This is a genomic window from Dactylosporangium sucinum, from assembly GCF_014647515.1.
Lineage (GTDB): Bacteria > Actinomycetota > Actinomycetes > Mycobacteriales > Micromonosporaceae > Dactylosporangium > Dactylosporangium sucinum.
In genome coordinates this window covers 43,000-69,505 of sequence record NZ_BMPI01000005.1, presented here as the reverse complement: position 1 = coordinate 69,505, position 26,506 = coordinate 43,000, and the positions used below count along the sequence as shown (strand labels likewise).

23 protein-coding genes and 1 pseudogene are annotated in these 26,506 nt (G+C 71.4%); 6 read left to right on the top strand and 18 right to left on the bottom strand.

Annotated elements, in window-relative coordinates; genetic code table 11:
* Positions 1 to 312: 312 nt before the first annotated feature.
* From IEZ31_RS06070 to IEZ31_RS06045, 6 genes are all read right to left on the bottom strand, one after another.
* Positions 313 to 999, bottom strand: a complete 687-nt coding sequence (locus tag IEZ31_RS06070) for a TIGR03089 family protein (RefSeq protein WP_190248743.1) — start codon at positions 997 to 999, stop codon at positions 313 to 315.
* A complete protein-coding gene (locus IEZ31_RS06065) occupies positions 999 to 1,625 on the bottom strand; it encodes a hypothetical protein (protein WP_190248742.1) in 627 nt (208 codons plus the stop codon). Before IEZ31_RS06065 ends, IEZ31_RS06070 begins: the two co-directional genes overlap by 1 nt.
* 37 nt (positions 1,626 to 1,662) lie before the next feature.
* Positions 1,663 to 2,496: an undecaprenyl-diphosphate phosphatase gene (locus IEZ31_RS06060; protein ID WP_190248741.1), complete on the bottom strand. Its 834-nt coding sequence runs from the start codon at positions 2,494 to 2,496 to the stop codon at positions 1,663 to 1,665.
* Positions 2,493 to 3,386: an ATP-grasp domain-containing protein gene (locus IEZ31_RS06055; protein ID WP_190248740.1), complete on the bottom strand. Its 894-nt coding sequence runs from the start codon at positions 3,384 to 3,386 to the stop codon at positions 2,493 to 2,495. Before IEZ31_RS06055 ends, IEZ31_RS06060 begins: the two co-directional genes overlap by 4 nt.
* An 18-nt stretch (positions 3,387 to 3,404) precedes the next feature.
* Complete coding sequence (locus IEZ31_RS06050) at positions 3,405 to 3,728, bottom strand: hypothetical protein (RefSeq protein ID WP_190248739.1); 324 nt, start codon at positions 3,726 to 3,728, stop codon at positions 3,405 to 3,407.
* Positions 3,729 to 3,982: 254 nt separating this feature from the next.
* Entirely contained in the window at positions 3,983 to 4,972 is a 990-nt protein-coding gene (locus IEZ31_RS06045; RefSeq protein ID WP_190248738.1) for a heme o synthase, read from the bottom strand.
* A gap of 360 nt (positions 4,973 to 5,332) precedes the next feature.
* Here IEZ31_RS06045 and tkt point away from each other — a divergent pair, with 360 nt between their 5' ends.
* The 6 genes from tkt to pgl are packed head-to-tail and all read left to right on the top strand — an operon-like array spanning position 5,333 to position 13,500.
* The gene (tkt, locus tag IEZ31_RS06040; protein ID WP_268241651.1) at positions 5,333 to 7,474 is read left to right on the top strand and encodes a transketolase; all 2,142 of its coding nucleotides are present in this window, start codon (positions 5,333 to 5,335) and stop codon (positions 7,472 to 7,474) included.
* Positions 7,475 to 7,491: 17 nt separating this feature from the next.
* Positions 7,492 to 8,604: a transaldolase gene (tal, locus tag IEZ31_RS06035; RefSeq protein ID WP_190248736.1), complete on the top strand. Its 1,113-nt coding sequence runs from the start codon at positions 7,492 to 7,494 to the stop codon at positions 8,602 to 8,604.
* A gap of 42 nt (positions 8,605 to 8,646) precedes the next feature.
* Positions 8,647 to 10,170, top strand: coding sequence for a glucose-6-phosphate isomerase (locus tag IEZ31_RS58155; protein WP_190248735.1), 1,524 nt, complete (start codon positions 8,647 to 8,649; stop codon positions 10,168 to 10,170).
* A 5-nt stretch (positions 10,171 to 10,175) separates the two neighbouring features.
* Complete coding sequence (gene zwf, locus IEZ31_RS06025) at positions 10,176 to 11,693, top strand: glucose-6-phosphate dehydrogenase (protein ID WP_190248734.1); 1,518 nt, start codon at positions 10,176 to 10,178, stop codon at positions 11,691 to 11,693.
* A gap of 17 nt (positions 11,694 to 11,710) precedes the next feature.
* On the top strand, positions 11,711 to 12,733 hold the full coding sequence (locus tag IEZ31_RS06020; RefSeq protein ID WP_190248733.1) for a glucose-6-phosphate dehydrogenase assembly protein OpcA: 1,023 nt from the start codon (positions 11,711 to 11,713) through the stop codon (positions 12,731 to 12,733).
* Entirely contained in the window at positions 12,730 to 13,500 is a 771-nt protein-coding gene (gene pgl / locus IEZ31_RS06015; protein ID WP_190248732.1) for a 6-phosphogluconolactonase, read from the top strand. The genes IEZ31_RS06020 and pgl overlap by 4 nt, the downstream gene beginning before the upstream one ends.
* 345 nt (positions 13,501 to 13,845) lie before the next feature.
* On the opposite strand, the gene IEZ31_RS06010 is transcribed toward pgl, so the two are convergent.
* From IEZ31_RS06010 to IEZ31_RS05955, 12 genes and pseudogenes are all read right to left on the bottom strand, one after another.
* Entirely contained in the window at positions 13,846 to 14,184 is a 339-nt protein-coding gene (locus tag IEZ31_RS06010; protein ID WP_190248731.1) for an RNA polymerase-binding protein RbpA, read from the bottom strand.
* 123 nt (positions 14,185 to 14,307) lie between these two features.
* Positions 14,308 to 14,565 (bottom strand): preprotein translocase subunit SecG, encoded by a 258-nt coding sequence (gene secG / locus IEZ31_RS06005; protein WP_190248730.1) that lies wholly within the window; start codon positions 14,563 to 14,565, stop codon positions 14,308 to 14,310.
* Positions 14,566 to 14,614: 49 nt separating this feature from the next.
* Complete coding sequence (locus IEZ31_RS06000) at positions 14,615 to 16,297, bottom strand: ABC transporter substrate-binding protein (protein ID WP_190248729.1); 1,683 nt, start codon at positions 16,295 to 16,297, stop codon at positions 14,615 to 14,617.
* Between the two features lie 168 nt (positions 16,298 to 16,465).
* Entirely contained in the window at positions 16,466 to 17,254 is a 789-nt protein-coding gene (gene tpiA / locus IEZ31_RS05995; RefSeq protein WP_190248728.1) for a triose-phosphate isomerase, read from the bottom strand.
* Between the two features lie 3 nt (positions 17,255 to 17,257).
* Positions 17,258 to 18,445: a phosphoglycerate kinase gene (locus IEZ31_RS05990; protein ID WP_190248727.1), complete on the bottom strand. Its 1,188-nt coding sequence runs from the start codon at positions 18,443 to 18,445 to the stop codon at positions 17,258 to 17,260.
* Complete coding sequence (gap, locus tag IEZ31_RS05985) at positions 18,442 to 19,446, bottom strand: type I glyceraldehyde-3-phosphate dehydrogenase (protein ID WP_190248726.1); 1,005 nt, start codon at positions 19,444 to 19,446, stop codon at positions 18,442 to 18,444. The genes IEZ31_RS05990 and gap overlap by 4 nt, the downstream gene beginning before the upstream one ends.
* A 294-nt stretch (positions 19,447 to 19,740) precedes the next feature.
* The gene (gene whiA / locus IEZ31_RS05980) at positions 19,741 to 20,721 is read right to left on the bottom strand and encodes a DNA-binding protein WhiA (RefSeq protein WP_190248725.1); all 981 of its coding nucleotides are present in this window, start codon (positions 20,719 to 20,721) and stop codon (positions 19,741 to 19,743) included.
* The gene (locus IEZ31_RS05975; protein WP_190248724.1) at positions 20,712 to 21,821 is read right to left on the bottom strand and encodes a gluconeogenesis factor YvcK family protein; all 1,110 of its coding nucleotides are present in this window, start codon (positions 21,819 to 21,821) and stop codon (positions 20,712 to 20,714) included. The genes whiA and IEZ31_RS05975 overlap by 10 nt, the downstream gene beginning before the upstream one ends.
* 283 nt (positions 21,822 to 22,104) lie before the next feature.
* Entirely contained in the window at positions 22,105 to 23,004 is a 900-nt protein-coding gene (gene rapZ, locus IEZ31_RS05970; RefSeq protein ID WP_229834298.1) for an RNase adapter RapZ, read from the bottom strand.
* Between the two features lie 388 nt (positions 23,005 to 23,392).
* Positions 23,393 to 25,303 (bottom strand): annotated as a pseudogene (uvrC, locus tag IEZ31_RS05965) (excinuclease ABC subunit UvrC); the annotation flags it as partial.
* Between the two features lie 86 nt (positions 25,304 to 25,389).
* Positions 25,390 to 25,821 (bottom strand): Rieske (2Fe-2S) protein, encoded by a 432-nt coding sequence (locus tag IEZ31_RS05960; RefSeq protein ID WP_190248723.1) that lies wholly within the window; start codon positions 25,819 to 25,821, stop codon positions 25,390 to 25,392.
* A 125-nt stretch (positions 25,822 to 25,946) separates the two neighbouring features.
* Positions 25,947 to 26,462 (bottom strand): Rieske (2Fe-2S) protein, encoded by a 516-nt coding sequence (locus IEZ31_RS05955; protein WP_190248722.1) that lies wholly within the window; start codon positions 26,460 to 26,462, stop codon positions 25,947 to 25,949.
* Positions 26,463 to 26,506 lie beyond the last annotated feature (44 nt).

Below are 26,506 nucleotides of genomic sequence, written 5' to 3'. Positions count from 1 at the left end.
CGCGACCGTCGCTCCCGCCAGACACCGCTCGTGGGGCCGGTCCATCAAGGACCGGCCCCACGGACGCTGCCATCGCCGTCGCGGCAAGAACCCGCGGGCTGCCGCCCGCGCCCGCCGCCGCCCCGCCCGCCCTCCCCCGCCGCGCCAGCGGCCACCCCCGCGTCGATCTTGCAGTTGTGGTGCCGGGACACTCCCACGATGTCCCGGTTTGTCAGGCACCACAACTGCAAGATCGACGCGGGGAGGGCGCGGCGCGGACGGGCGGGCGGGGCGCGGCGGGGCGGGGCGGGGCGCGGGCGGGCGGGGCGCGGGTCAGATGACGCGGGTTGCGCGCTCGGCGGTCACGCGGGCGTTCAGGCGCGCGCGGTCCAGGTTGGCGCAGACGACGACCGAGGCGCCGGCCTGCAGCGGGGCCAGCAGCCACTTCATCGGGTGCTCGTGCGAGGCCGCGTCCACCAGCAGCCGGTCGCCGCGGTGCAGGTCCAGCGACTGGGCCAGGCCCTCGGCGACCCGGCCCCACTCGCCGTACGTGGTGCCGTCGGTGCTCGCGGCGTCGGTCGGGCGGACCCGGCCCAGGTTCGGCAGCGCGGCCGAGCGGGCGCGTAGGGCCGGCTCCAGCGAACGGTAGGCGTCGGCCTCGCCCAGCACGAACCGGTGCGGGGCGTCCGGGATGTTCTCCAGCCAGGACCCGACGCGGCGCTGCTCCACGAACACCGCGTCGAAGCGGTCCGCGGGCGAGAGGCCGGCCGTGGCGTACAGCTGGAACGACACCTCGGCGCCCAGCGCCCACGCGCCGAGCAGGGTGGCGGCGGTGAGCCAGTGCGGCGGGAGCAGGCTGGCCACCCGGGAGCCGGCGCCGACGCCGCACTCGTGCAGCAGCAGGCCGGCGGCGCGGGCGGACCACTCGCCGAGGGCCGTGGCCGACAGCTCCGTGCGCTCGCCGGTGGCGTCGTCGTAGAAGGTGAGCAGCGGCTGGTCGACCGTCGTGGGCAGCGCCATCAGAGCATCATGACAGCCTCGCTGCGGCCCACCTCCGGAGCCGTCGGGGGCAGCGACTCGTACTTCGTCAGCAGCGCGTGCAGGACGAACACGTACGGCGACTGCGACTGGAGCCCGGAGACCGTGGCCGTGACGCGGGTGCAGCCCTTGCCGGGCGGGACCGCCTGCCAGGTCCAGCCGGGCTGCGGGCCGTAGTTGAAGAACTGGGGCACGGCGGCGAGCTGGTACTCGGTGATGGCCGGGTCGCCGATGTTCCACCAGCTCACCGTCGCCGTCGTGGTGCCCGGCGTGACGTCCAGGCCGTTGACGATGCCGGGGCGGACCACGCCCGTGCACTCCGACGGGCCGGGGCTCGGCGTCGCGCGCCCCGGCGAGACGGTGGCGAGCGGGGAGATCGACGCGATCGGGCCGCGGACGGGCGGGCCGGTGGTCAGGCCGGGGGTCGGTACGGAGTCGCCCTTGAGGTACACCGTCTTCTGCGGCAGGTCGAGCACCTTGCCGTCGCCCTTGGACGTGCCGCCCGGCGAGCCGCCGTTGCCGCCGAGGCCGGGCAGCGCGCCGCACCCGGTCACGCCGGCCAGCGCCGCGGCCGCGATCGCCAGGGCCGGGCCGATGCGCCTCCTCACGTCGGGCACATCGGCACGGCGCCGGCGGTTCTGAGCGTCAGGTCGCCTCGATGGTGCCCGTGGCGACGAGGAGCAGGACGATGGTGCCGAGGATCACGCGGTACCAGATGAAAATGGTGTAGTTGTGCCGCGCGACGAACTTCAGCAGCCAGGCGACGGCGAGGTAGCCGACGACGCCGCTCACGATCGTCGCGGTGATGGTCGCGGCCCAGCCGACCCCGCTCGAGATGTTGTCGTACTCGCTGGCGACCTGCAGCACGGTGGCCGCCAGCAGGGCCGGGATGGACAGGAAGAAGGACAGCCGGGTCACGGTCACCCGGTCGAAGTCGCGCAGCAGGCCGGCCGACATCGTGGCGCCCGACCGGGACACGCCGGGGATCAGGGCGAGCGCCTGTGCGGTACCGATGATGAGCGTGTCCTTCCAGGTCACGTCCTCCTCGTGGCGCTGCTGGGTGGCGGCGCGGTCGGCGAACCACAGCACGCCGGACCAGAGGATGAGCGCGCTGCCCACGAACCACAGGCTGCGCAGCGTGGTCTCGACCTGGTCCTTGAACAGCAGGCCGATGACCGCGATCGGGATCGAGCCGATGATGACCATCCAGCCGAACCGGTAGTCGCGGTCGCGGTGCTGCTTGGCGAAGAGGCCACGGAAGAACGCGGGGACGATCCGGGCGATGTCCCGGCGCAGGTAGATCGTGGTGGCGAGCACGGCGCCGCTCTGGATGATCGCCGTGAACGCGGTCACATCGGGGTCGTCGATCGAGTACCCGAGCAGCTTCTCCAGGATCGTCAGGTGGCCCGTGCTGGAGATCGGCAGGAACTCGGTCAGGCCCTCGACGGCGCCGAGGAGGATCGCTTCGAAGATGTTCACGGCAGCCGCCGCACGATAGCGTCGGCCAGGCGGTCGTGCGCGCCGTCGGCGGTACCGAGGAACAGCGACGGTTCGGTCAGCTCGACCTCGATGACGACCGGGCCGTCCGCGGCCGGCAGCAGGTCCACCCGGATGTACAGCAGGTCGCCCGCCGGCACCGGGAGCGCCGCGAGGACCCGCTCGCCGAGGGCCAGCTCGTCCGCGGAGGGGGTCCGCGGCGTGATGTCCTCCTCGACGTACAGCCCCTCGACGCCCGTGTCGGGCCCGGTGAGCAGGGCGCCCTTGCGGATCGCGTGGCTGTACCGCCCGTCGACGTAGAGCAGCGCGGTCTCCCCCGCGGTGTCGACGGCCGCGAGGTAGGGCTGAATCATGACCGTCCGGCCGGCCCGCTGGAGCCGTGCCACGTGGGCCTCGGCCAGGCCGGCCTGGGTCGCCAGGTCGTAGCGGCCGGTGTCGACGCTGCCCGCGCTGACCGCCGGCTTGACCACGATCTCGCCCCCGGCGGCGGGCTGCCACTCGTCGCCGGGCTCCACCCACGTCGTCGGGACGATCGGCACGCCCTTGCCGGCGAGCTCGCGGAGGTACCGCTTGTCGGTGTTCCAGGCGATGACGCCGCCCGGGTTGGCCAGCCGCGGGACGGAGGTGGCCCAGGCGACGAACTCGTCTCGGCGCTTGGCGTAGTCCCAGGTGCTGCGCACGACCGCCAGTCCGTAGGCGGACCAGTCGGCGTCGGCGTCCCAGGCAACCGGCTCCGCGGTCACGCCGCGGGCGGCGAGGGCCGGGATCAGGGGTTGGTCGTCGGGGTCGAGGTCGGGCAGTTCCCCGCAGGTAACGAAAGCGACCCGGGCGGCGGCCCGGGTCGCGGAGGACTGGGAATGATCGGCACTCACCGAGCGAGGATACGCACCCTAGCGGGAGAGGGTTCGCCGCCCCATGGAGCGCCAGAGGTCGTTGCTCGGCCGCATCTGCTCGAGGAGCTCCCGCTCCCACGCGTTCTCGATCGTGACCCCGGCCTGTGCGCAGGCGGAACGTGCGATGTCCGTTCCCTCGGCGAACTGGTCGCCCCAGACGCCGTCTTCCCCGACGAGCACGATGCGGGCACCGCGCCGGCCGACGTACTCGATGACCGCCTTGGCGCCGCCGTGGTCCTCCGCGAAGGACTTGATGCCGGAGATCAAGCTGCCCGGCACCGGGCGGTTCAGGGTCATCGTCGTATCGGAACCATCTGCCATGAGGGCCACACTAGAGGGACGGAAGACCACCTGTCGGTGAACCGCGGGCAGGTTGTGATCGGAGTTACTGACACGTTTAGCCTGGCCCGTGCGCGATTCGCCCGTTCATGTACCGCCAAATCGGGATATTCAGGGCGGCGATTCTTCGGCAGGAACGAGATGTGTGTCACGTGTCGACAACCGGAATGTCGGTGTGAAAAAATTCGGGCGTTTCTAGCTTAAGTTTCGCTTAGGCCCGCATTTCGCGGCGCGGCTTACTGGATCAGCGCGTCGACCGCGATGCCCACGAACAGCAGCGTGAGGTACGTGACGGACCAGTGGAACAGCCGCATGGGCTTCAGCGGCTCGCCCCGCCGCGCCCGGTTGTCGAGCTTGTGGGCCTCGACCAGCAGGAGCACGCCGGTGACGACGGCCACGACACCGTAGAGCGGGGTCATCCCGAACGGCCACAGCGCGACCGAGGCGAGCACGGTGAGCCAGCTGTAGACGACCGTCTCCAGGCCCACGCGGCGCATGCTCGCCACGACCGGCAGCATCGGGATGCCGGCCCGGGCGTAGTCGTCCTTGAACTTGATGGCGAGCGCGTAAAAGTGCGGCGGCTGCCAGAGGAACACGACCGCGAACAGCATCCAGGCCTGCCACGACAGGCCGCCGGTGACCGCCGCCCAGCCGATGAGCACGGGCGCCGCGCCGCAGGCCCCGCCCCACACCGTGTTCGCCGGCGTGGTCCGCTTGAGCCACAGCGTGTAGACGAGGTCGTAGTAGGCGATCGCGCCGACCGTCAGCAGCGTGGCGAGCGGGTTGGTGAAGACCGCCATGAGCACGGTCGACAGCACCGCGAGCGTGAGGCCGAACACCAGGGCCGCCCGCGGCGACACGGTGTGCGTGGCCAGGGGACGCCGCGACGTGCGCTTCATCACCTGGTCGATGTCGCGGTCGATGTAGCAGTTCAGCGCGTTGGCCGCGCCGGCCGCGAGGGTGCCGCCGACCAGGACGACCAGGACCAGCCACAGCGACGGCAGGCCGTGGTCGGCCAGGAACATCGCCGGGACGGTGGTGATGAGCAGCAGCTCGATGATGCGCGGCTTGGTCAGCGAGATGTAGGCCTTGACGACCGCGCCGAGACTCGCGCGCCGGACGGCCGCCTGCGTCTGCTGGGCCCTGGCCAGGGCCCCGGCCGACGTGGGACGGACCGCCTCGGACGCGCTCTGGGGAACCGATGCACGGTCGACGAGCTGCGTCACGCTGGATAGCCACCTTCCGGCGTCGGACCACGGAGTCTCCTGGGCGAATCATCGGGATCGCCAGGCCCTCGCATCCTAGAACAGCAACTTCGCAGGCCAGACGCGGACCCCGGGGTTCCGGTCCGGCATCGACGTGGATGGGATTTCGCGCACAGCAGAACGGATCGACGTTTGACCGGTTCCGAGCCGTCCGGCCACTCCGGCGCCGTGTGGCCATCGACTACCGTTGCCGCAGGCAGTGTCGCCGATGTCCGAAACATGGTCGACTGCGCGTGCCGCCACCCGATCGTGGGTAGGGTCGACCTGATAACCCCTTCGAGGAAATTCGCAACCTCGCCTTTCGACAGGAGCAGCACCGCCGTGAGCGTTGAAGAGGTCAAGGATCCCGAGCTTTCCTGGTCCGACGTCGACCGGCGGGCGGTCGACACGGTCCGGGTGCTCGCGATGGACGCCGTCGAGAAGGCCGGCAACGGCCACCCGGGCACCGCGATGAGCCTGGCCCCCGCCGCATACCTGTTGTTCCAGAAGGTGATGCAGCACGACCCGACCGACCCCAACTGGATCGGCCGGGACCGGTTCGTGCTCTCCTGCGGGCACTCCAGCCTGACGCTGTACATCCAGCTGTACCTCGCGGGCTACGGTCTGAGCCTCGACGACCTCCGCTCCCTGCGGCAGTGGGGCTCGCTGACGCCGGGCCACCCGGAGCACGGGCACACCGCCGGCGTCGAGACCACCACCGGCCCGCTCGGCCAGGGCATCGGCAACGCGGTCGGCATGGCGATGGCCGCCCGCCGCGAGCGCGGCCTGTTCGACCCCGAGCCGGCGGTCGGCGAGAGCATCTTCGACCACCACGTCTTCGTGCTCTGCTCCGACGGCGACATCGAAGAGGGCATCAGCCACGAGGTGAGCGCGCTCGCCGGCCACCAGAAGCTCGGCAACCTGGTCGTCATCTACGACGACAACGAGATCTCGATCGAGGACGACACCAAGGTCGCCAAGAGCGAGGACGTGGCCGCCCGCTACGCGGCGTATGGCTTCCACGTGCAGGTCGTCGACTGGCGCAAGGGCCACGACTCCGGCGACGGCGTCTACGCCGAGGACGTCGAGGCGCTGCACCGGGCGATCCTCGCGGCCAAGGCGGAGACCTCCCGCCCGTCGTTCATCGCGCTGCGCACGATCATCGGCTGGCCGGCCCCCAAGAAGCAGAACACCGGCAAGATCCACGGCTCGGCGCTCGGCGCCGACGAGGTCGCCGCGACCAAGCAGATCCTGGGCTTCGACCCGGCGCTGTCGTTCGAGGTGTCCGACGAGGTCCTCGCGCACGCCCGCTCCGTCATCGAGCGCGGCCGCGACCGCCACGCCCAGTGGGACAAGCAGTTCGCCGAGTGGCGCGAGGCCAACGGCGAGCGCGCGGCGCTGCTCGACCGGCTCTACTCCGGCGCGCTGCCCGACGGCTGGGAGAAGGCGCTGCCCGAGTTCGAGCCCAGCGCGAAGGGCGTCGCGACCCGCAAGGCGTCCGGCGACACCCTGGGCGCGCTCGCGCCGGTGCTGCCGGAGCTGTGGGGCGGCTCGGCCGACCTGGCCGAGAGCAACAACACGACGATGGAGGGCGAGCCCTCGTTCGTGCCGTCGGAGTATGCGACGAAGGCGTTCCCCGGCCACGAGTATGGGCGGACCATGCACTTCGGCATCCGCGAGCACGGCATGGGCGCGATCCTCAACGGCATCAAGCTGCACGGCCCGACCCGCCCCTACGGCGGCACGTTCCTGGTCTTCTCCGACTACATGCGCCCGGCGGTGCGGCTCGCCTCGCTGATGAAGCTGCCCGTCATCTACGTCTGGACGCACGACTCGATCGGCCTCGGCGAGGACGGCCCGACCCACCAGCCGATCGAGCACCTGTCGGCGCTGCGCGCGATCCCCGGCCTCGCCGTGGTCCGCCCGGGCGACGCCAACGAGACCGCCCAGGCCTGGAAGGCCGCGCTGGAGCGCCGCGACCAGCCGGTCGCGCTGGCCCTCACCCGGCAGAACCTGCCGGTCCTCGACCGCACGGAGTATGCGCCGGCCGACAACGTCGCCAAGGGCGGCTACGTGCTGAAGGACGCCTCCAACGGTCAGCCGCAGGTCATCATCGTGGCGACCGGCTCCGAGGTGCAGCTCGCCGTCGAGGCGCAGAAGCGGCTGGAGCAGGAGGGCACCCCGACGCGGGTGGTCTCGATGCCGTGCCAGGAATGGTTCCAGGAGCAGGACCTGGCGTATCGCCAGCAGGTCATCCCCACCGGCGTGAAGGCGCGCGTGAGCGTCGAGGCCGGCATCGCGATGTCGTGGCAGGGCCTGCTGGGCGACTGCGGCGAGGCGGTCAGCATCGAGCACTACGGCGCCTCCGCGCCGTACACGGTGCTGTTCGAGCAGTTCGGGTTCACGGTCGACCGGGTGGTCGCGGCGGCGCACGCGTCGCTGGCCAAGGTCGGCGAGATCACCGGCAGCACCACCGGCAACTAGCACTCAAGGAGACAGCGATGACTTCCGATCGGCTGGCCGAGCTCGCCGCCGCGGGCGTGGCGATCTGGCTCGACGACCTCTCCCGCCAGCGACTGACCAGCGGCGGCCTCGACAAGCTGCGCCGTGAGCAGCACGTCGTGGGCGTCACCAGCAACCCGACCATCTTCGCCAAGGCCCTCTCCCAGGCGGAGGACTACGCGGACGCGGTCAAGGACCTCGCCCTGCGCAAGTGCGCCGTCAACGAGGCGTCCCGCGCGCTCATGACCGCCGACGTCCGCTGGGCCTGCGACGTCATGCGGCCCGCCTACGACGCCAGCAAGGGCCACGACGGCCGGGTGTCCATCGAGGTCGACCCGACCCTCGCCAACGACACCGAGCGCACCGTCGCCGAGGCGAAGGCACTGTGGTGGCTGGTCGACCGCGAGAACCTCTTCATCAAGATCCCGGCGACCAAGGAGGGCCTGCCGGCGATCACGGCCACCCTCGCCGAGGGCATCAGCGTCAACGTCACGCTGATCTTCTCCCTGGAGCGGTACGAGGCGGTCATCAACGCCTTCTTCGCCGGCCTGGAGCAGGCGAAGGCCAACGGCCACGACCTGTCGAAGATGGGCTCGGTGGCGTCGTTCTTCGTGTCGCGCGTCGACACCGAGTATGACAAGCGCCTGGAGAAGCTCGGCTCCGACGAGGCGAAGGCCCTCATGGGCAAGGCCGCGGTCGCCAACGCCCGCCTGGCGTACCAGCTCTACGAGAACCTGTTCTCCAGCGAGCGGTGGCAGGCGCTGGCCGACGCGGGCGCCAACCCGCAGCGGCCGCTGTGGGCGTCGACCTCGACGAAGAACCCGGAGTACCGGGACGTCATCTACGTCGAGGAGCTCGTGGCGCCCGGCACCGTCAACACGATGCCGGAGTCGGTCATCCACGCGTTCGCCGACCACGGCGAGGTGCGCCTGGACGCCATCACGGCGAACTACGACGACGCCCAGCGCGTGATGGACGGGCTCGCGGCCCTCGGCATCGACTACGACGACGTCGTGGACGTGCTCGAGCGCGAGGGCGTCGAGAAGTTCACGGCCAGCGGCAACGAAATGCTCGAGACGGTCCGGGCGGCCCTCGAAGCGGCTGCGAAGTGATCCTGCACCGCTGACAATGACCTGGTAACCGGAGGGGAACGGGTGTCTGACCTACTCGACGACGTGGTGGCCGCGGCCGGGCTGACGGTGTTCGGCGCCGCCTCCGTCCCGGGCTCGACCGACGCCCGTTCCCTTGCGGCGCCGGCGCCGGTGCCGTCCGGCCCGGCGCTGCCGCCCGATCTCCTGCCGCGCATCGCCGAGCTGCGGGCCGGCCTGCGCTCGCGCGGCCTCGACCACGTGGTGCTGTGCGGCGCGGGCGCGCCGGTGCTGGCCGCCGAGGCGATCGCCCGCACGCTCGGCGTCGATCTCACCGTGCTCGACACCGCCGACCCCCATCAGGTCCGGGCGACGCTCGGCGACCGGCTCCACCGGACCGTGGTCGTCCTGGCCGGCCACTCGGGAGACTCCGGCTCGGACGCCTACCGCCGGGCCTGTCAGCAGGCCTTCGAGGACGCCGGTCACGACGACGTGGGCCGGCGTTTCGTCATCGTGACCGCTCCCGGCTCGCCGCCGGCCACGCTGGCCGCCGAGACGGGGGCGCACCTCTTCCTCGCCGAGCCCTCCGACTCCGCCTTCTCCGCCTACGCGCTGGTCCCCGCCGGCCTGGCCGGCGCCGACGTGGCGGCCCTGCTCGACCAGGCCGCTCCCCCGCCGGTCACCCACGTGGCCGCGGGCTTCGCGCTGACGCCCCTGCCCGCGCCCGCGGCCGCCGAGGCCGCCGGTGACCCCGGCCTCGCGCTGGGGGCCGCGATCGCCGCCGGCGCCCGGGCCGGGCGCGACAAGCTCGCCCTCGCCTCCGACGGCACCGGCCTCGACGGGCTCGCCGACTGGATCGCGCTCCTGGTCGCCGACCGGACCGCGCTGGTGCCCGTCGTGCTGGAGAACCCGTCCGCCTGGGGCCACGAGGGCCCCGACGTGCTCAGCGTGACCCTCGGCGGTGCCGTCGGCACGGGCCTGATGCCCGGCGGCGGCATCGCCCCCGACCTCGCCGTCAACGGACCGCTCGGCGCCCAGTTCGCGGTGTGGGAGCGCGCGGTGGCCGTCGCCGCCGGCATCCTCGGCGCCGGCGAGGATGCCGGCGAGCCGCTGCGCCAGGATCTCCTCGACGCCGGCGTGCCGCCCGAGGCGCCCGCCTTCGTCGAGGGCGCCGTCGAGGTCTACGGCGACGTCTCGGCGACGACCCTCGTCGGGGCGGTCGACGAGTTCGCCCGCGCCATCGGCCCGGGCGGGTATCTGGCCGTGAGCGCGTTCCTCGACCGGGTCGGCGACGCGTCCGCCGCCGGGGTCCGCGAGGCCCTCGGCGCCCGCGTGCCCCGAGTGGTGACCCTCCGCTGGGGGCGGCGGCCACCCGCGAATCCCGCCGCCGGCTCGTTCCTGCAGCTCACCGGGGCGGTGACCGACGACCTGCCGGTCCCCGGCCGCGAGTACACGTTCGGCGAGCTCCAGGTCGCGCAGGCCGCCGCCGAGCGCCGCGCGCTGGCCGCCCTCGGCCGCCCCGTGCTGCGCCTTCATCTGACCGACCGGGCAACCGGTGCCGAACAACTGCTGGCCACCCTCGGAGGGTGAGACTGATGACGAATCCGCTGCGGGACCCCCAGGACCGGCGGCTGCCTCGGATTCCCGAGCCGTGCGCGCTGGTCATCTTCGGCGTGACCGGCGATCTGGCGCGTAAGAAGCTCATCCCGGCCGTCTACGACCTCGCCAACCGCGGCCTGCTGCCGCCGAGCTTCGCGGTGCTGGGCTTCGCCCGCCGCGACTGGGGCGACGGCGACTTCGAGGAGCTCGCCCGCAAGGCGGCGATGGGCGGCGCCCGCACCACCTGGCGCGAGGAGGTGTGGTCGCGACTCGCCGGCAACATCCACTTCGTCCAGGGCTCGTTCGAGGACGACACGGCCTTCGACCACCTGGCCCAGAGCCTCGACGACCTCCGTGACCAGGCCGGCATCCCCGGCAACGCCGCGTTCTACCTCTCGATCCCGCCGTCGGCCTTCCCGATCGTGCTCAAGCAACTGGAGCGCACGGGCATGTCCGACAACGCGAAGTCCGGCGGCTGGCGCCGGGTGGTGGTGGAGAAGCCGTTCGGCTACGACCTGGCCTCGGCCCGCCAGCTTAACGACCTGGTCGACGACGCGTTCACCGCGCAGGACGTGTTCCGCATCGACCACTATCTCGGCAAGGAGACGGTCCAGAACATCCTGGCCCTGCGCTTCGCCAACAACCTGTTCGAGCCGGTCTGGAACTCCAACTACGTCGACTCGGTGCAGATCACGATGGCCGAGGACGTCGGCATCGGCACCCGCGCCGGGTTCTACGACACGGTGGGCACGGCTCGCGACGTACTGCAGAACCACCTGCTCCAGCTCCTCGCGCTCGTCGCCATGGAGGAGCCCACCGCGTTCGACGCCAACGCGATCCGCATCGAGAAGCTGAAGGTCCTCAACGCCATCTCGGTGCCGACGGACGTCTTCACCCACACGGTGCGCGGCCAGTACCTCACCGGCTGGGTCGCCGGCGAACGCGTCCCCGGCTACCTGGAGGAGAAGGACGTCCCGCAGGACTCGAAGACCGAGACCTACGTCGCCGTCCGCCTGGGCATCCAGAACCGGCGCTGGGCCGGCGTCCCCTTCTACATCCGGGCCGGCAAGCGGCTGCCCCGGCGGGTCACCGAGCTCGCCGTGTCGTTCAAGAAGGCGCCGCACCTGCCGTTCCAGCCGGCCGACGTGGAGATGCTCGGCCACAACCAGCTGGTCATCCGGGTCCAGCCCGACGAGGGCGTGATGCTCAAGTTCGGCTCCAAGGTGCCCGGCACGACGATGGAGGTCCGCGACATCGCGATGGACTTCCAGTATGGCGAGGCGTTCACCGACGCCAGCCCGGAGGCCTACGAACGGCTCATCCTCGACGTGCTCGTCGGCGACAAGACGCTGTTCCCGGACTCGGCCGAGGTCGAGGCAAGCTGGAACGTGGTCGACCCGCTGGAGGCGGCCTGGGCGGGTTCGACGCCCGAGCCGTATCGGGCGGGCGAGTGGGGTCCGCGGGCCGCGGACGAGATGCTGGCCCGCGAGGGCCGCGCCTGGCGCCGGGCATAAGAGGGGTTGCGAGACTCATGATCGGACTTTGGGACACCACCGGTATCGAGGTCGTCAAGGCGCTGGCCAACGAGCGGCGCAGCGCCGGCGGGCTGACCAGCGGGCTCGCGCTCACGCTGATCGCCGTGGTCGACGAGCGCCAGGTCCGCGAGGCCGAGGCCGCGGCGACGATCGCCGCCGCCCAGCACCCGTGCCGGCTGCTCATCATCGTGCGGGCCGACGTCACCCAGCAGCGCTCCCGGCTCGACGCCGAGATCGTCGTCGGTGGCCGCCTCGGCCCGTGCGAGGCCGTCGTGATGCGCATGCAGGGCCGGCTGGCCCTGCACGCCGAGTCGGTCGTCATGCCGCTGCTCGCCCCGGACGTGCCGGTGGTGACCTGGTGGCAGTGCACCCCGCCGGAGCGCATCGCCTACGACCCGCTCGGCGTCGTCGCCGACCGCCGCATCACCGACAGCGCGCAGGCCGACGACCCGGTCGAGGCCCTGCGGATCCGCGCCGACGACTACGTGCCCGGCGACACCGACCTGGCCTGGTCCCGGATCACCCCGTGGCGCACCCTGATGGCCGGCGCGTTCGACGCCAACCGGGTAGGAGTCCGTGCGGTGAACATCGTCGCGCCCGACAAGGACCCCACGGCCCCGCTGCTCGGCGGCTGGCTGGAGGCCCGCCTGGGTGTGCACCCGACCCGCTCGACGGGCAGCGGCAAGATCATGGAGGCGGTCGAGCTCGAGCTGGAGGACGACACCACCATGCGCCTCGTCCGCGACCTCAACGCGGGCGTCGCCACGCTCCAGCGCACCGGCCAGGCCGACCGCATCCTGCCGCTGAGCCGCCGGCCGCTGGGCGAGGAGCTCGCCGAGGAGCTGCGCCGCCTCGACCCCGACCAGCCCTACGCGGCCGCCCTCGCCGCCGCGACCGGCAAGCACCACCTCGACGAGCGGCTCGCGCCCCGCGTGCACATCTGGAAGGACCCGGCGCTTGCCGAGCGCCCGGAGGCCGCCCCACCCGCACCGAGCCTGCAGGAGACGCTGTCTTCATGACCCAGTCGAAGGTCGTCGTCCACACCGAGCCGAAGCTCCTGGCCGAGGCGGCCGCCGCGCGCCTGATCGTGCGGCTGACCGACGCCCAGGCCGAGCGCGGCGAGGCCACGGTCGTCCTCACGGGCGGCCGCATCGCCGCCCAGATCTACGAGGCGGTCCGCGAGTCCCCGGCCCGCGACGCGGTGGACTGGTCGCGGGTCAACCTCTGGTGGGGCGACGAGCGCTTCCTGCCCGCCGGCGACCCGGAGCGCAACGAGACCCAGGCCCGCGCGGCCTTCCTCGACGCCCTCCCGCTCGACCCGGCCCGCGTCCACCCGCTCCCGCCCTCCGACGGCCCGGACGGCGACGACGCCGAGGCGGCCGCGTCCCGCGCCGCCTCCGAGCTGGCCGCCGCCGCCGGCCCCGGCCACGCCGAGCTCCCGCACTTCGACCTGGTGCTCCTGGGCGTCGGCGAGGACGGCCACGTGGCCTCGGTGTTCCCGGAGCACCCGGTGACGTTCGAGACCCGCCCGGTGTCGGCGGTCCGGGGCAGCCCCAAGCCCCCACCGGTCCGCATCACGCTGACCCTCCCGGCCATCAACACGGCCGACGAGGTGTGGCTGATCGCCTCCGGCACCGGCAAGGCCCGCGCGGTCGGCCTGGCGCTGGCGGAGGCGGGCCCGCGCCAGATCCCGGCCGCGGGCGTCCACGGCCGCGAACTGACGCTGTGGCTGCTGGACTCGGCGGCCGCCCACGACCTACCGCCAAGGTTCCGCAGCCTGGTCTAGCCGCCGCCGGCGCGCGCTTTCCGTGATCGATGGCGAGTTCTGGCTGCCATGACAGCCAGAAGTCTCCATCGATCACGGGTCAGTGCCCGGCCCGCGCCGCCGCCCCACCGCCCCGAGCGCGCCCACCGCGCCCACCGCGCCCACCGCGCCCACCGCGCCCATGATCAAGGGAAACTTCTGGTTGCCGTCGCAGCCAGATGCTTCCCTTGATCCTGGACACCAGCGCGCGATCCACGCCGACGGACACCGCACCCGCCGCGCACCGGCGTCAGAGTCGCCACGAACGACACAAAACGGGCAATGAGCGGCCGCGGCATCCTCCAGCGGCGGCGCCACGGGACAGCGTCAGGAGCGGCGTTGGCGGAGGCGGGCCAGCGCCTCCTGCAGAATGGCCTCGCCGTCGGCGTCGGTGCGCCGCTCCTTCACGTACGCCAAATGGGTCTTGTACGGTTCAGCGCGCGGCCGCTCCGGCGGCGCCTGCTCGTCCTGCCCCGCCGGGAGGCCGCAGCGCGGGCAGTCCCAGGTGGTGGGGGGCGTGATCTCGGCGGCGAAGGCCGGCTCGGTCACGTGGCCGTTGGCGCACCAGTAGGTGACGCTGCGGCGAGGGGCCTGCTCGCCGCGCTCGGCCCAGCGCATGGGGCCGGAGCCGACTCGGGTTCCGCGGATGGCGTTGCCAGCTGCCACGGCTGCTCGCTCCTGTTCGTCGGGGGGTGCGACGTCGTGCGGAGTGCAGGAGTGTGGGCGAAAAACACCTGCGCGCGGCTCCGGAACGGAACCGCGCGCATGAGTGTAAAGCGTCGGCGCTGCTCAGGCACCACCGTTCTCGACAATTTTCAGCCAAAGCCCAAGTCCAACAATGCACGCGAACCAGACGATGCCGACGAGAATCGTGTAACGGTCCAGGTTCTTCTCTGCGACCGAGGAGCCGGCGAGACTCGACGAGACGCCGCCGCCGAACATGCTCGACAGGCCGCCACCCTTGCCGCGGTGCAGGAGCACGAGCATGGTGAGCAGAACGCTCGTGATGATCAGCAGCACGATGAGGGTGTAGGCGAACGCCGTCATGGCGCGGTCGTCCTCTCGGTGGGCGGATGGGTCAGGCGGGGCAAGCTTACTAGGCGAGGCCGAGTGCGCACAGATCGGGCTGCCCGAACTGCGGGTGGATGAACCCGCCGCGAACGTTGCCGCCCGCCATGCGCAGCGCCTTCATGTAGATGATCGGGATCGTCACCGCCTGCTGCTGGATCTTCTCGTCCAGCTCGCCCCACAGGCGATACTGCCGCTCCGGTACCGACTCCTCCAAGGCCGCGGTGATCGCGTCATTGATGGAAGGGTCGTTCAGGAGCGAGTAGTTCTGGTTGTTCGTGGCGTTCGCCTTGGTCGGGATGAGCCGGCCGTCGAACAGCGGCGGGATGACCGCGGAGCCGTTGGCCCAGTCGGGGATCCAGCCCGCCCAGAGCAGGTCGTTCTGGTTCGCCGGGTTGCCGATGATGTCGAAGTACGTCTCCGGGTCGATCCCGTTGACCTTCAGCTGGATGCCGATCTGCTGGTACGTCTCCACCATCGTCGCGGCGACGCGGCGGATGTCCTTCTGCTCCGGGATCGCCAGGGTCAGCGTGGTCGGGCACGCCTTGCCGGCGTTGCGCTGGTCGTCCATGAGCTTGATGGCCACGTCCGGCTTGCCCTCGACATTGTTGGTGCTGTCGTAGAGGTCGAACGCCTTGTGGGCCTTGAGCTGCGGCGCGATCATCGTGTTCGCGTAGTCGCCGAAGACCGAGCCGCCGGCCGCCGCGCGAAACTTTCGCTTGTTGAAGGCATACACCAGGGCCCGGCGGCAGTCGAGGTTCGGGATCCGCTTGGAGTTGATCGCGAGGTACCGGATGCCCCCGTAACTGCCCTGGACCGCTCGCGCCGACAGGGCGGGGTCGTTGACCACCTGCTGCACGAAGTTCGGCGCGACGTTCTTGTCCAAGTCGATCGCGTCGGCGAAGTCGCCCTCGTTCTGGATCAGGTTCGAGGTGACGGTCGCCAGGTCGCCGTTGGCCTCGATCACGATCTTGTCCGGATACGCCTTGCGGACGCTGTCGGTCTTGCGGTCCCAGTACGAGTTGCGGACGTACACGAGCTGCTGGTCGGTGGCCTCCTGCAGCTTGTAGGGCCCGTTGGAGAAGGGCCTCTTGTCGTACTGGTCCTTGGTGTCCTGCTTGGCCGGGACGGGCGCGAAGACCGACATGGCGACGGTGTAGCCGAAGTCGCCGACCGACTGCGACAGCCTGAACTTGATGTTGCGCTGGTCGACGCACTCGACCGAGGCCAGGCCCTTGCCGCCGTTGTTGCCGCCGACGAACGGGCCGGTGTAGGCGTCGGTGCCGGCGAGGTAGGTCTTCGCATACGGCTGGGCGACCGAGAAGAGGCTGGAGAAGCTGCGCTCGACGCCGTGCTTGACGTCGGCGCAGGTGATCGGGGTGCCGTCCTCCCAGCGGACGTCGTCCTTGAGCTGGAAGTCCCAGACGCGGTTGCCCTCGCTGGGCCGGCCCGCGTCGGTGGCGAGGTCGCCCACGATCTCGCTGGAGGCCGCACCCGGCTCCGACTTGAACGTCGTGAGGGTCCGCGTGGTGAGGCGGCTGACGTTGGCCTCGGTCGCCGTCGCGATGCGCTGCGGGTCGAGGTGCGCCGGCTTGGCGCTGACGATGACGTGCAGGGTCCCGCCCGTCCGGGGCGGCTGGGGCTGGTTCTTCGCATCCGCATCGCTGCACCCGGCGGTCGCCAGCAGCGTGAGACCGATCGAACCCGCCACGATGGCACGACGGCGCGTTCCGAACAACATGCTTGTCCTTACGTCACCCGCTCGTGGCGGGACCAGGCCACTTTAGGCGGCATGCAGCCGCCGCGGAACCGGGGGTGGCCCGAACGACAAACGTCGCGCGGCCCCGTGAGGACCGCGCGACGTTGGGTGACGCGAACGCTATTTGCCCAGGCGACAAATGCGGACGAAGCCCTCCGCATCGATGCTGGCGCCGCCGACGAGCGCGCCGTCGATGTCGGGTTGCTCGATGATCGCCGCGACGTTGTCGTGCTTCACCGAGCCGCCGTAGAGGATGCGGATCCGGTCGGCGGTGCCGCCGGAGTACTTCTCCGCCAGCCGCGTGCGGATCGCGCCGATGACCTCCTGCGCGTCCTGCGGCGTCGCCACCTTGCCGGTGCCGATCGCCCAGACCGGCTCGTAGGCGATGACGACCTTCTCGACCTCGTCGGTCTTGACCTTCTCCAGGCCGGCGTCGAGCTGGGCGAGCGTGTAGCCGACGTGCTCGCCGGCCTCCCGCACCTCCAGCCCCTCGCCGATGCACAGGATCGGCGCGAGCCCGTTGGCCAGGGCGACCTTCACCTTGGCGTTGACCAGGGCGTCGTCCTCGTTGTGGTACTGCCGGCGCTCCGAGTGCCCCACCACCACGTACTGGCAGCCGAGCTTGGCCAGCATGGCGGCCGAGATCTCGCCCGTGTAGGCCCCGGACTTGTTGTGCTGCGAGACGTCCTGCGCGCCGTAGCCGATGAGCAGCTTGTCGCCGTCGACCAGCGTCTGGACGCTGCGGATGTCGACGAACGGCGGCAGGACGACCACCTCGACGTCGTTGAGCTGCTTCTCGGTCAGGCTGAAGGCCAGCTTCTGGACCAGCGCGATGGCCTCGAGGTGGTTGAGGTTCATCTTCCAGTTGCCGGCCATCAGCGGCCGGCGGCCCGTTTCGGGGGTGCTCATCGCTCAGGCCTCCAGCGCCGTGATGCCGGGCAGCTGCTTGCCTTCGAGGTACTCCAGGGAGGCGCCACCACCGGTCGAGATGTGGCTGAACCCGTCCTCGGGAATGCCGAGGGCGCGCACCGCCGCGGCCGAGTCGCCGCCGCCGACGACGGTGAACCCGTCGACCTTGGTGATCGCCTCGGCGACGCCCCGCGTGCCGGCCGCGAACGGCGCGAGCTCGAAGACGCCCATCGGCCCGTTCCAGAACACGGTCTTCGCCGGCTCCAGGGCGGCCGCGAACGCGGACACCGACTCGGGGCCGATGTCGAGGCCGAGGTCCTCGGCGCCGATCTCGCCGGCGGCGACCGTCTTGACCGTGGCGTCGGCGGCGAACTTGTCGCCGGTGACGACGTCGGACGGCAGGACGATCTTGCCGTCGGCCCGCTGGAGCAGGTCCTTGCAGGTGTCGACCATCTCCTCCTGCAGGAGGCTCTTGCCGACCTCGTGGCCCTGCGCCTTGAGGAAGGTGAAGCACATGCCGCCGCCGATGAGCAGCTTGTCGACCTTCGGCAGCAGCGCCTCGATGACCGCGAGCTTGTCGGAGACCTTGGAGCCGCCGAGCACGACCACGTAGGGCCGCTCGGCCTCGCCGGTCAGCCGCGACAGCACCTCGAGCTCGCGCTCGACCAGCCCGCCGGCGTAGTGCGGCAGCAGCGCGGCCACGTCGTAGACGCTGGCGTGCTTGCGGTGCACCGCGCCGAACGCGTCGTCGACGTAGACGTCGGCGAACGCGGCCAGCTGGGCCGCGAACGCGCCCCGCTCGGCCTCGTCCTTGCTGGTCTCGCCCTTGTTGAAGCGCAGGTTCTCCAGCAGCGCCACGTCACCGTCGCCGAGGCCGGCGACCGCCGCCTGGGCGGACTCCCCGACCGTGTCGGCGGCGAACGCGACGGAGGTGCCGAGCAGCTCTTCGAGCCGCTTCGCCACGGGATTCAAGGTGTACTTCGGGTCAGGCTCGCCCTTGGGTCGCCCCAGGTGCGACACGACAGTGACCCGGGCCCCGCCCTCACGCAGCGCGTTCAGCGTCGGCAGCACCGCGCGGATGCGCCCGTCGTCGGTGATCTTCTCTCCGTCGAGCGGGACGTTCAGGTCGGCGCGCAGCAGCACGCGCCGACCCGCGACGCCCTCGCTCAGGAGGTCGTCGAGCGTCTTCACAGGCCGGTGCCGACCAGGGTGACGAGGTCGACGAGGCGGTTCGAGTAGCCCCACTCGTTGTCGTACCAGCCGACGACCTTGGCCTGCTTGCCGATGACCTTGGTGAGGCCGGCGTCGAAGATGCAGGAGGCCGGGTCGGTCACGATGTCGGTCGAGACGATCGGGTCCTCGGTGTAGGTGAGGATGCCCTTGAGCGGGCCGTCGGCGGCGGCCTTGACCGCGGCGTTGATCTCGTCGACGGTGGCCTCGCGGGCCAGGTTGACCGTGAGGTCGGTGGCCGAGCCGGTCGGGATCGGCACGCGCATCGCGAAGCCGTCGAGCTTGCCCTTGAGCTCCGGCAGCACCAGGCCGATCGCCTTGGCGGCACCGGTCGAGGTCGGGACCACGTTCAGGGCCGCGGCGCGGGCGCGACGCAGGTCCTTGTGCGGGCCGTCCTGCAGGTTCTGGTCCTGCGTGTACGCGTGGATGGTGGTCATCAGACCCTGCTCGATGCCGAACGTGTCGTTGATGACCTTGGCCATCGGCGCGAGGCAGTTGGTGGTGCACGACGCGTTCGAGATGATCGTGTGCTTCGCCGCGTCGTACTTGTCCTCGTTGACGCCCAGGACGATGGTGATGTCCTCGTTCTTGGCGGGCGCCGAGATGATGACCTTCTTGCCGCCGGTCTCCACGTGGACCTTGGCCTTCTCGGCGTCGGTGAAGATGCCGGTCGACTCGATCACGACGTCGGCACCCAGGTCGCCCCACGGCAGCTTCGACGGGTCACGCTCGGCCAGCGCCTTGAAGGTCTTGCCGTTGACCGTGATCTCGTCGGAGGTCGCCTTCACCTCGTAGGGCAGGCGGCCCAGGATGCTGTCGTACTTCAGCAGGTGCGCCAGCGTCGCGTTGTCGGTGAGGTCGTTCACGCCGACAACCTCGATGTCGGCGCCCTTGGCCAGCGCCGCACGGAAGAAGTTGCGGCCGATCCGGCCGAAGCCGTTGATGCCAACCCGGATGGTCACTTCGACACATCTCCTCGCCTTGTCGCGCCCGGACTTCCTTTGCCGATGCCGGGCGCCAGATGAGTGTTATTGGCTCGCCCACCCTGGTCCCGCCGGGTCCGGGCCCGCATTGACAGATGGGCCCGGCCGCGTGTCGCGGCGGCGATCGAACAGCGAGGAGCGACCCGAGTCGGCCACATCGCCGAACACGGAAAACCCTATCGTCTCGAACCGGTCACGATCCCCCGGGGGTGTCCGAGCCCACGTTTCCGATTCGTGTCCTCCTGGAAATCACCCTGGAAATCACCCGGCGACTCACCCCACGAGCATCTCCGGCGTCACGGCGGACTCGGTGTCCGGAATGCCCAGATCGCGGGCCCGCTTGTCGGCGAGCGCCAGCAGCCGCCGGATCCGCCCGGCGATCGCGTCCTTGGTGAGCGGCGGGTCGGCCAGCGCGCCCAGCTCCTCCAGCGAAGCCTGCCGATGCTCCAGCCGCAGGGTGCCGGCGCTGAACAGGTGCTCGGGAGCGGCGTCGGCGAGGATCTCCATCGCGCGGGCGACCCGCGCGGCGGCCGCCACCGCGGCGCGGGCCGAGCGGCGCAGGTTGGCGTCGTCGAAGTTGGCCAGGCGGTTGGCGGTGGCCCGGACCTCGCGCCGCACCCGGCGCTCCTCCCAGGTCAGCACGCTCTGATGGGCCCCGATGCGGGTGAGCAGCGCGGCGATCGCGTCGCCGTCCTTGACCACGACCCGGTCGACGCCGCGCACCTCGCGGGCCTTCGCGGTGATGCCGATCCGCCGGGCCGCGCCGACCAGCGCGAGCGCCGCCTCGGGCCCGGGGCAGGTGATCTCCAGCGCGCAGCTGCGGCCCGGCTCGGTGAGCGAGCCGTGGGCGAGGAACGCGCCCCGCCAGGCGGCGACGGCGCAGCACATGTTGGCCGAGACCACGTGCGGCGGGAGCCCGCGGACGGGACGCCCCCGGACGTCGAGCAGGCCGGTCTGCCGGGCGAGCGCCTCGCCGTCCTTGACCACGCGGACGATGAAGTGGCTGGCCTTGCGGAGGCCGCCCGAGGCGAGGACGTGAATCTCGCTCTGGTACCCGTACACCTCCGACACCTCGCGCCGAAGTCTGCGAGCGGCGGCGTTGGTGTCGAGCTCGGCCTCGACGACCACCCGGCCGGAGACGATGTGCAGTCCGCCGGCGAAGCGCAGCAGCGCGGCCATCTCGGCACGCCGGCAGCATGGCTTCGCCACGTCAACCCGGCTGAGCTCGTCCTTGACCGCAGCGGTCATCGCCATTCTGTCGTCACCTCGCGGTTTTCGAGTTCCCTACGGATCAGCGGCTCCAGAGCTGCCGCGAGTGCCAGCGGATCGTGCCGCGGGGACCCGTCGAGGACGGCCACCGGCGCCAGCACCAGACGTGCACCAAGCGATTCTGCCGCACGATGGACCGGTTCGGGGTCGCCTACGGCTTTCCCGTCAGCAAGAACTACATCGACCTGTAACCCAGGTAGGTAACGATGCAGCGCGGCCAGGTGTTCCGGCAGCGTCAGGCCAGCGGTTTCGCTGTCCGCGGCGAGGTTCAGCGTGACCAGCCGTTTCGCGCGGCTGGCCCGGATCGCGTCGGCGAGCGAGGGCACCAGCAGGTGCGGGATCACGCTGGTGAACCAGGATCCCGGCCCGAACAGCAGCCAGTCCGCGTTCTCGGTCGCCCACACCGCCTCGGCGCAGGCCTCGGGCTCGGCGGGCGTCAGTCGCACCCGGTCGATGGTCTTGGGCGTGACCGCCACCTCGTGCTGACCCCGCACGGTGACGACCTCACCACCGTCGGACAGATCGGCCTCGATGTGGAGCGGCTGCCGGGACATCGGCAGCACCCGCCCGCCACAACGCAGCATCGAGGCCGCCTGGTCGAGCGCCGCGACGGGGTCGCCGGCCAGCTCCATGAGCGCGCAGAGGACGAGGTTGCCGACCGGGTGCCCGGCGATCTCGTCGGCCCCGTCGAACCGATGCTGGAACAGCTCCGCCATGGCGGTCTCGTCGGCGAGCGCGGCCAGCGCCTGGCGGAGGTCGCCGGGCGGCAGGATGTCGCGCGTCTGCCGCAGCCGCCCGCTGGACCCACCGTCGTCGGCGACGGTCACGACGGCGGTGATGTCGAGCGGCACGTCGGCCTGCAGGCGGCGCAGCGCCCGCAGGGTCGCGGACAGCCCGTGCCCGCCTCCGAACGCCACCACCCGCACGGGCGGCCGCCCGTCCCCGACGATCGCGGCCACCCCGGCCGCGGAAACCTCGGCGGCCAGGATCTCGACCGCCGCCGCTATCTCGGCCGCCGGAACGCCCCGCGACAAGCTCCCCACGGCACCGCCGACCGCCGCCACCTGCGCCAACAACTCCTCCATGCCGCTCGCGCCACCCTGTTCCACAGCGCCCGGACTCGCTTCAGCCCCGCCGCTCCCGGCCTCGACGCCGGTCGATCCAACCGAGGTAGATCGACCAACGTCGCACGAGGGCGGCGACGGGTCGAGCGGAGCCGCCGTCCGCGCCGCCGGCGCTGCTGGTGCCGCGTCGGTCATGCGGCCTCCGCCTCGCTCCGGCCGCCCGACGTCACGCTGAGCCCCAGACGGCTGAGCCCCAGACGGCTGAGCCCCCGACGACCGGTCCCACCGCTGCGCTGCGCGGCGGTCATTCGCGCCCCAGGTCGCGGTGCTGCGGCGACGCCGCCAGGCGCATCTCGCGCAGCCGGCGGGCCAGCTCCTCGGCGATGGCGACGCTGCGGTGCTTGCCGCCGGTGCAGCCGACGGCGATCGTGAGGTACCGCTTGCCCTCGCGCTCGAAGCCCGGCGCGGTCGCGTTGATCAGCCGCGCATACGTCTCGACGAAGGTCACCGCCCCGCGCTGCCCCAGCACGTACCGGCTGACGTCCGTCTCCCGGCCGGTGTGCTCGCGCAGCTCGGGCACCCAGTACGGATTCGGCAGGAACCGCGCGTCGAGCACGAAGTCGGCGTCGGGCGGCAACCCGTACTTGAACCCGAAGGACAGCACCGTCACCCGGATCTGGGTGGTGTCCTCCTCGCCGAACATCTCCTCGATGCGGCCACGGAGCTGGTTGACGTTGAGGTGGCTCGTGTCGATGAGGACGTCGGCCTGCTCACGAGCCTCCTGGAGCAGCTTGCGCTCGGCCGCGATCCCGTCGGAGAGCCGCCCCGCGCCCTGCAGCGGGTGCGACCGGCGCACGCTCTCGAAGCGGCGGATGAGCACCTCGTCGTCCGCGTCCACGAACACCATGCGCGGGTTGAAGCCCCGCTCGCGCAGTGCCTTGACCGCCCCCGGAAGATCGGTCGAGAACGCGTGACTGCGCACGTCGAGCACCATCGCCGTGCGCCGGGCGGCCCCCCGCGCCTGGTACGCCAGCTCGGCCATGTCGAGCAACAACGCCTGCGGCAGGTTGTCGACGACGTAATACCCCACGTTCTCCAGAGCCCGGGCGACCGTGCTGCGCCCACCGCCGGACACGCCCGTGACGATGACCAGGTCGGTCGTCGTCCGGTCAGGCGCGGCCGGCTCCCCCTCTTCGCTCACCACGCGGTCGAGTCTATGTCGTGGCGCCTTCCGCCCCCGCCGCTCGGTCGGTTTGCCCCTCTTGCGCGGCAACGCCCACCCACGCACGCGCATCATCGCCGTGCGTCGACCCACCGCCGCCACCCGCCGGACCGTCCCGATCCGCACCCGACCCGAACCCGGCACCGGGCCGATCCGCGCCACCGCCGACCTCGCCCCGCCCCCCGAAAGCCACGCCAGGCTCCCCCGCCGCGCCGTGCTCGCTCACGCCCGCGCCAAGACCCAGCCCCTGGTCGCCGCCCTCGTCCCGGCCGTCGTCGCCGCCCGCGCCGTCGTCGCCGCCGTCCCCCGGCGCGGCCGTCTCACTCTCCCGCGCCGCCGCGGGCCTGCCGGGTAACTGGCCGTCGCCGTTCAGCGCCGTCAGGATCGCCTCGGCCGTGCGCCGGCCGATGCCGTGCACCTCCGCGATCTCCTCCACGCTGGCCGCCTTCAGCCTTTTGAGTGAACCGAAGTGCCGCAACAGCGCCTTGCGCCGGATCTCGCCGAGGCCCGGCACACCGTCCAACGTGGACGCGGTCATGCGCTTCGAGCGCTTCTGCCGGTGGTAGGTGATCGCGAACCGGTGGGCCTCGTCGCGGACCCGCTGCAGCAGATACAAACCCTCGGAGGCGCGCGGCAGGATCACCGGGAACTCGTCGTCGGGCAGCCACACCTCCTCCAGCCGCTTCGCGAGCCCGCACACCGTGATGTCGTCGATGCCCAGGTCGAGCAGCACCTGAGCGGCCGCGTTGACCTGGGGCTGGCCGCCGTCGACGACCACCAGCTGCGGTGGGTAGGCGAACTTGCGCGGCCGTCCCGTGGTCGGGTCGATGCCCGGCCGTGACGGGTCCTCGTCGCCCGAGGCCAGCTCGTCGAGCTCGACCTTGGCGTCGAGATAGCGCGCGAACCGCCGTCGCAGCACCTCCGAGATCGCCGACACGTCGTCGGTGGCGCCGTTGATGGCGAACCGCCGATACTCGCTCTTGCGCGACAGCCCGTCCTCGAACACGACCATGCTGGCGACCACGTCGGTGCCCTGGATCTGTGACACGTCATAGCACTCGATGCGCAGCGGCGCCGCCTGCATGGCGAGCGCCTCGGCGATCTCCTCCAGCGCCTTGCTGCGCGTGCTCAGGTCGCCGGCCCGGCGCAGCTTGTGCTGCTGCAGCGCCTGCTCGGCGTTGCGCGCGACGGTCTCGGCGAGCGTCTTCTTGTCGCCGCGCTGCGGGACGCGGATCGCCACCCGGCTGCCGCGCAGCTTCGACAGCCAGTCGGCGAGCGCGTCGACGTCGGCCGGCAGCTCCGGCACCAGCAGCTCCTTCGGCAGGTCGGCCGAGTCGGCGCCGGCCTCCGTGCCGTAGATCTGGCTGCAGAAGTGGTGGACCAGGTCGCCGGCGGTCAGGTCCTCGGTCTTCTCGACGATCCAGCCCCGCTGGCCGCGGACCCGTCCACCGCGCACGTGGAACACCTGCACGGCGGCCTCGAGTGGGTCGTCGGCGAACGCCACCACGTCCGCGTCCACGCCGTCGCCGAGCACGACCGCCTGCTTCTCGATGGCGCGCCGCAGCGCCCCCAGGTCGTCGCGCAGCCGGGCGGCCCGCTCGAAGTCGAGCTCGTCGCTGGCCGCATACATCTCGCGCTCCAGCTTGCGGACCATCGAGTCGGTCTTGCCGGCCATGAAGTCGCAGAAGTCCTCGACGATCTGCCGGTGCTCCACCTCGCTCACCCGGTCGACGCAGGGGGCGGAGCACTTCCCGATATACCCGAGCAGGCACGGCCGGCCGATCTGCCCCGCGCGCTTGAACACGCCCGAGGAGCAGGTGCGCGCCGGGAACACCCGCAGCAGCAGGTCGAGGGTCTCGCGGATCGCCCAGGCATGCGCATAGGGCCCGAAATAGCGCACGCCCTTGCGCTTGGCGCCGCGCATCACCTGCAGCCGCGGATATGCCTCGTCGAGGGTGACCGCGAGATAGGGATAGCTCTTGTCGTCGCGATAGCGGACGTTGAACCGCGGGTCGTACGCCTTGATCCAGTTGAACTCCAGCTGGAGCGCCTCGACCTCGGTGCCGACGACGACCCAGTCGACCCGCGACGCGGTGGTGACCATCTGCTGCGTGCGCGAGTGCAGCGTCCACACGTCGGCGAAGTAGGAGCTCAGGCGCTGCCGCAGCGACTTGGCCTTGCCCACGTAGATGACCCGGCCCGACGGGTCGTAGAAGCGGTAGACCCCGGGCGAGTCCGGAATGGTGCCGGGGGCGGGACGATACGTGGACGGGTCAGGCACGGTTCCGAGACTATCCGGGAGGTACGACAAAACCCGGGAGGGCCGAGGGCCGGCCGCCCCCTCTCGGCCGACCCCCGGGATGCTCCCTACGCCAGCGAGATGTTGTCGCCCTCGACCTTGAGCTGCTTCTCGGGCAGCCCCTTGGTCGCGGGGCCGTTCTTCACCGATCCGTCGGCCGCCGAGAACGCGCTGCCGTGGCACTTGCAGTGGATCGAGCCGTCCGTCACCTCGGACACCAAGCACTGCTGATGCGTGCAGATCGAGCTGAAGGCCTTGAACTGGCCCGACGTCGGCTGGGTGACGACCACCCCACCACCCTCGGTGAAGATCTTGCCCCCACCGACGGGGATGTCGGCCTTGGTCGCCAGGACGCCGGCCGCGGCGCCACCGGTGCTGCCGCCGTTGTCGCTCCCCGACGAGCCGCTGTCGCTGTCATCGCCTCCACACGCAGCTAGCACCGTCACGGCCGTAACGCCGGCCGCTCCGGCAAGCACCGCACGGCGGGTCGTGTCACTCATAGGCTCTCCTTCGATGATCGTGGCCCGCTGGCTACGCCGAGAATTACCCCCAACCCGGGTCGCTCGGTTCAATGCTCAACAAATCCTCAGAAATCCGTTATCTCGGCGTGATGTACCGGCCCGGCCTAGGCCTCGACGACGTACCCGTCCTGCACCTTCACCGGCACGCCGCTCAGCCCGCGCGACGCCGGGCCGCGCACGAGGCTGCCGTCGGCCACCTTGAACTGCGAGTTGTGGCCGGGGCAGTTGATCACGGCGTCGCCCGCGGCCGGCGGGTCGACCATGATCCCCTGGTGCGGGCAGGCCGCCTTGAACGCCTTGAACGTGCCCTGCCGCGGCTGCACGACCAGCACGGTGTCCTTCGCGATGACCCCGCCGCCGACGGGGACCTCCTTCGTCGCGACGAGCGCACCGGCAGGCGGCGCGGCCTCACCGGGCTGGGTCGGCGCGCCGGTGTTGTCGAAAGGATTGGTGGCTCCAGTGGTACTGCCGGCAGCCGCCGGACTGCTCGCACCACCGTTCGCGGCCGGCTCCGCGGGGTCGTCGCCGCACCCGGCGACGACGGTGACCCCCAACGCCCCGGCCCCGAGCAGCAGCGCCCGCCGTGCGGCGCAGGGATTGAATCGGTCCTGAACTGGCACCCAGTCCTCCTGTGATCAGGCCTCGCCGAGCGGCGAGGGTAGCA

Excerpts from the sequence above, each read along its gene's own strand:
- IEZ31_RS06070 (WP_190248743.1), bottom strand. The coding sequence starts at position 999 with ATGGCGCTGCCCACGACGGTCGACCAGCCGCTGCTCACCTTCTACGAC.
- IEZ31_RS06050 (WP_190248739.1), bottom strand. The coding sequence starts at position 3,728 with ATGGCAGATGGTTCCGATACGACGATGACCCTGAACCGCCCGGTGCCG.
- tal (WP_190248736.1), top strand. The coding sequence starts at position 7,492 with ATGACTTCCGATCGGCTGGCCGAGCTCGCCGCCGCGGGCGTGGCGATC.
- zwf (WP_190248734.1), top strand. The coding sequence starts at position 10,176 with ATGACGAATCCGCTGCGGGACCCCCAGGACCGGCGGCTGCCTCGGATT.
- IEZ31_RS06020 (WP_190248733.1), top strand. The coding sequence starts at position 11,711 with ATGATCGGACTTTGGGACACCACCGGTATCGAGGTCGTCAAGGCGCTG.
- pgl (WP_190248732.1), top strand. The coding sequence starts at position 12,730 with ATGACCCAGTCGAAGGTCGTCGTCCACACCGAGCCGAAGCTCCTGGCC.
- secG (WP_190248730.1), bottom strand. The coding sequence starts at position 14,565 with ATGACGGCGTTCGCCTACACCCTCATCGTGCTGCTGATCATCACGAGC.
- tpiA (WP_190248728.1), bottom strand. The coding sequence starts at position 17,254 with ATGAGCACCCCCGAAACGGGCCGCCGGCCGCTGATGGCCGGCAACTGG.
- whiA (WP_190248725.1), bottom strand. The coding sequence starts at position 20,721 with ATGGCGATGACCGCTGCGGTCAAGGACGAGCTCAGCCGGGTTGACGTG.
- IEZ31_RS05975 (WP_190248724.1), bottom strand. The coding sequence starts at position 21,821 with ATGGAGGAGTTGTTGGCGCAGGTGGCGGCGGTCGGCGGTGCCGTGGGG.
- IEZ31_RS05960 (WP_190248723.1), bottom strand. The coding sequence starts at position 25,821 with ATGAGTGACACGACCCGCCGTGCGGTGCTTGCCGGAGCGGCCGGCGTT.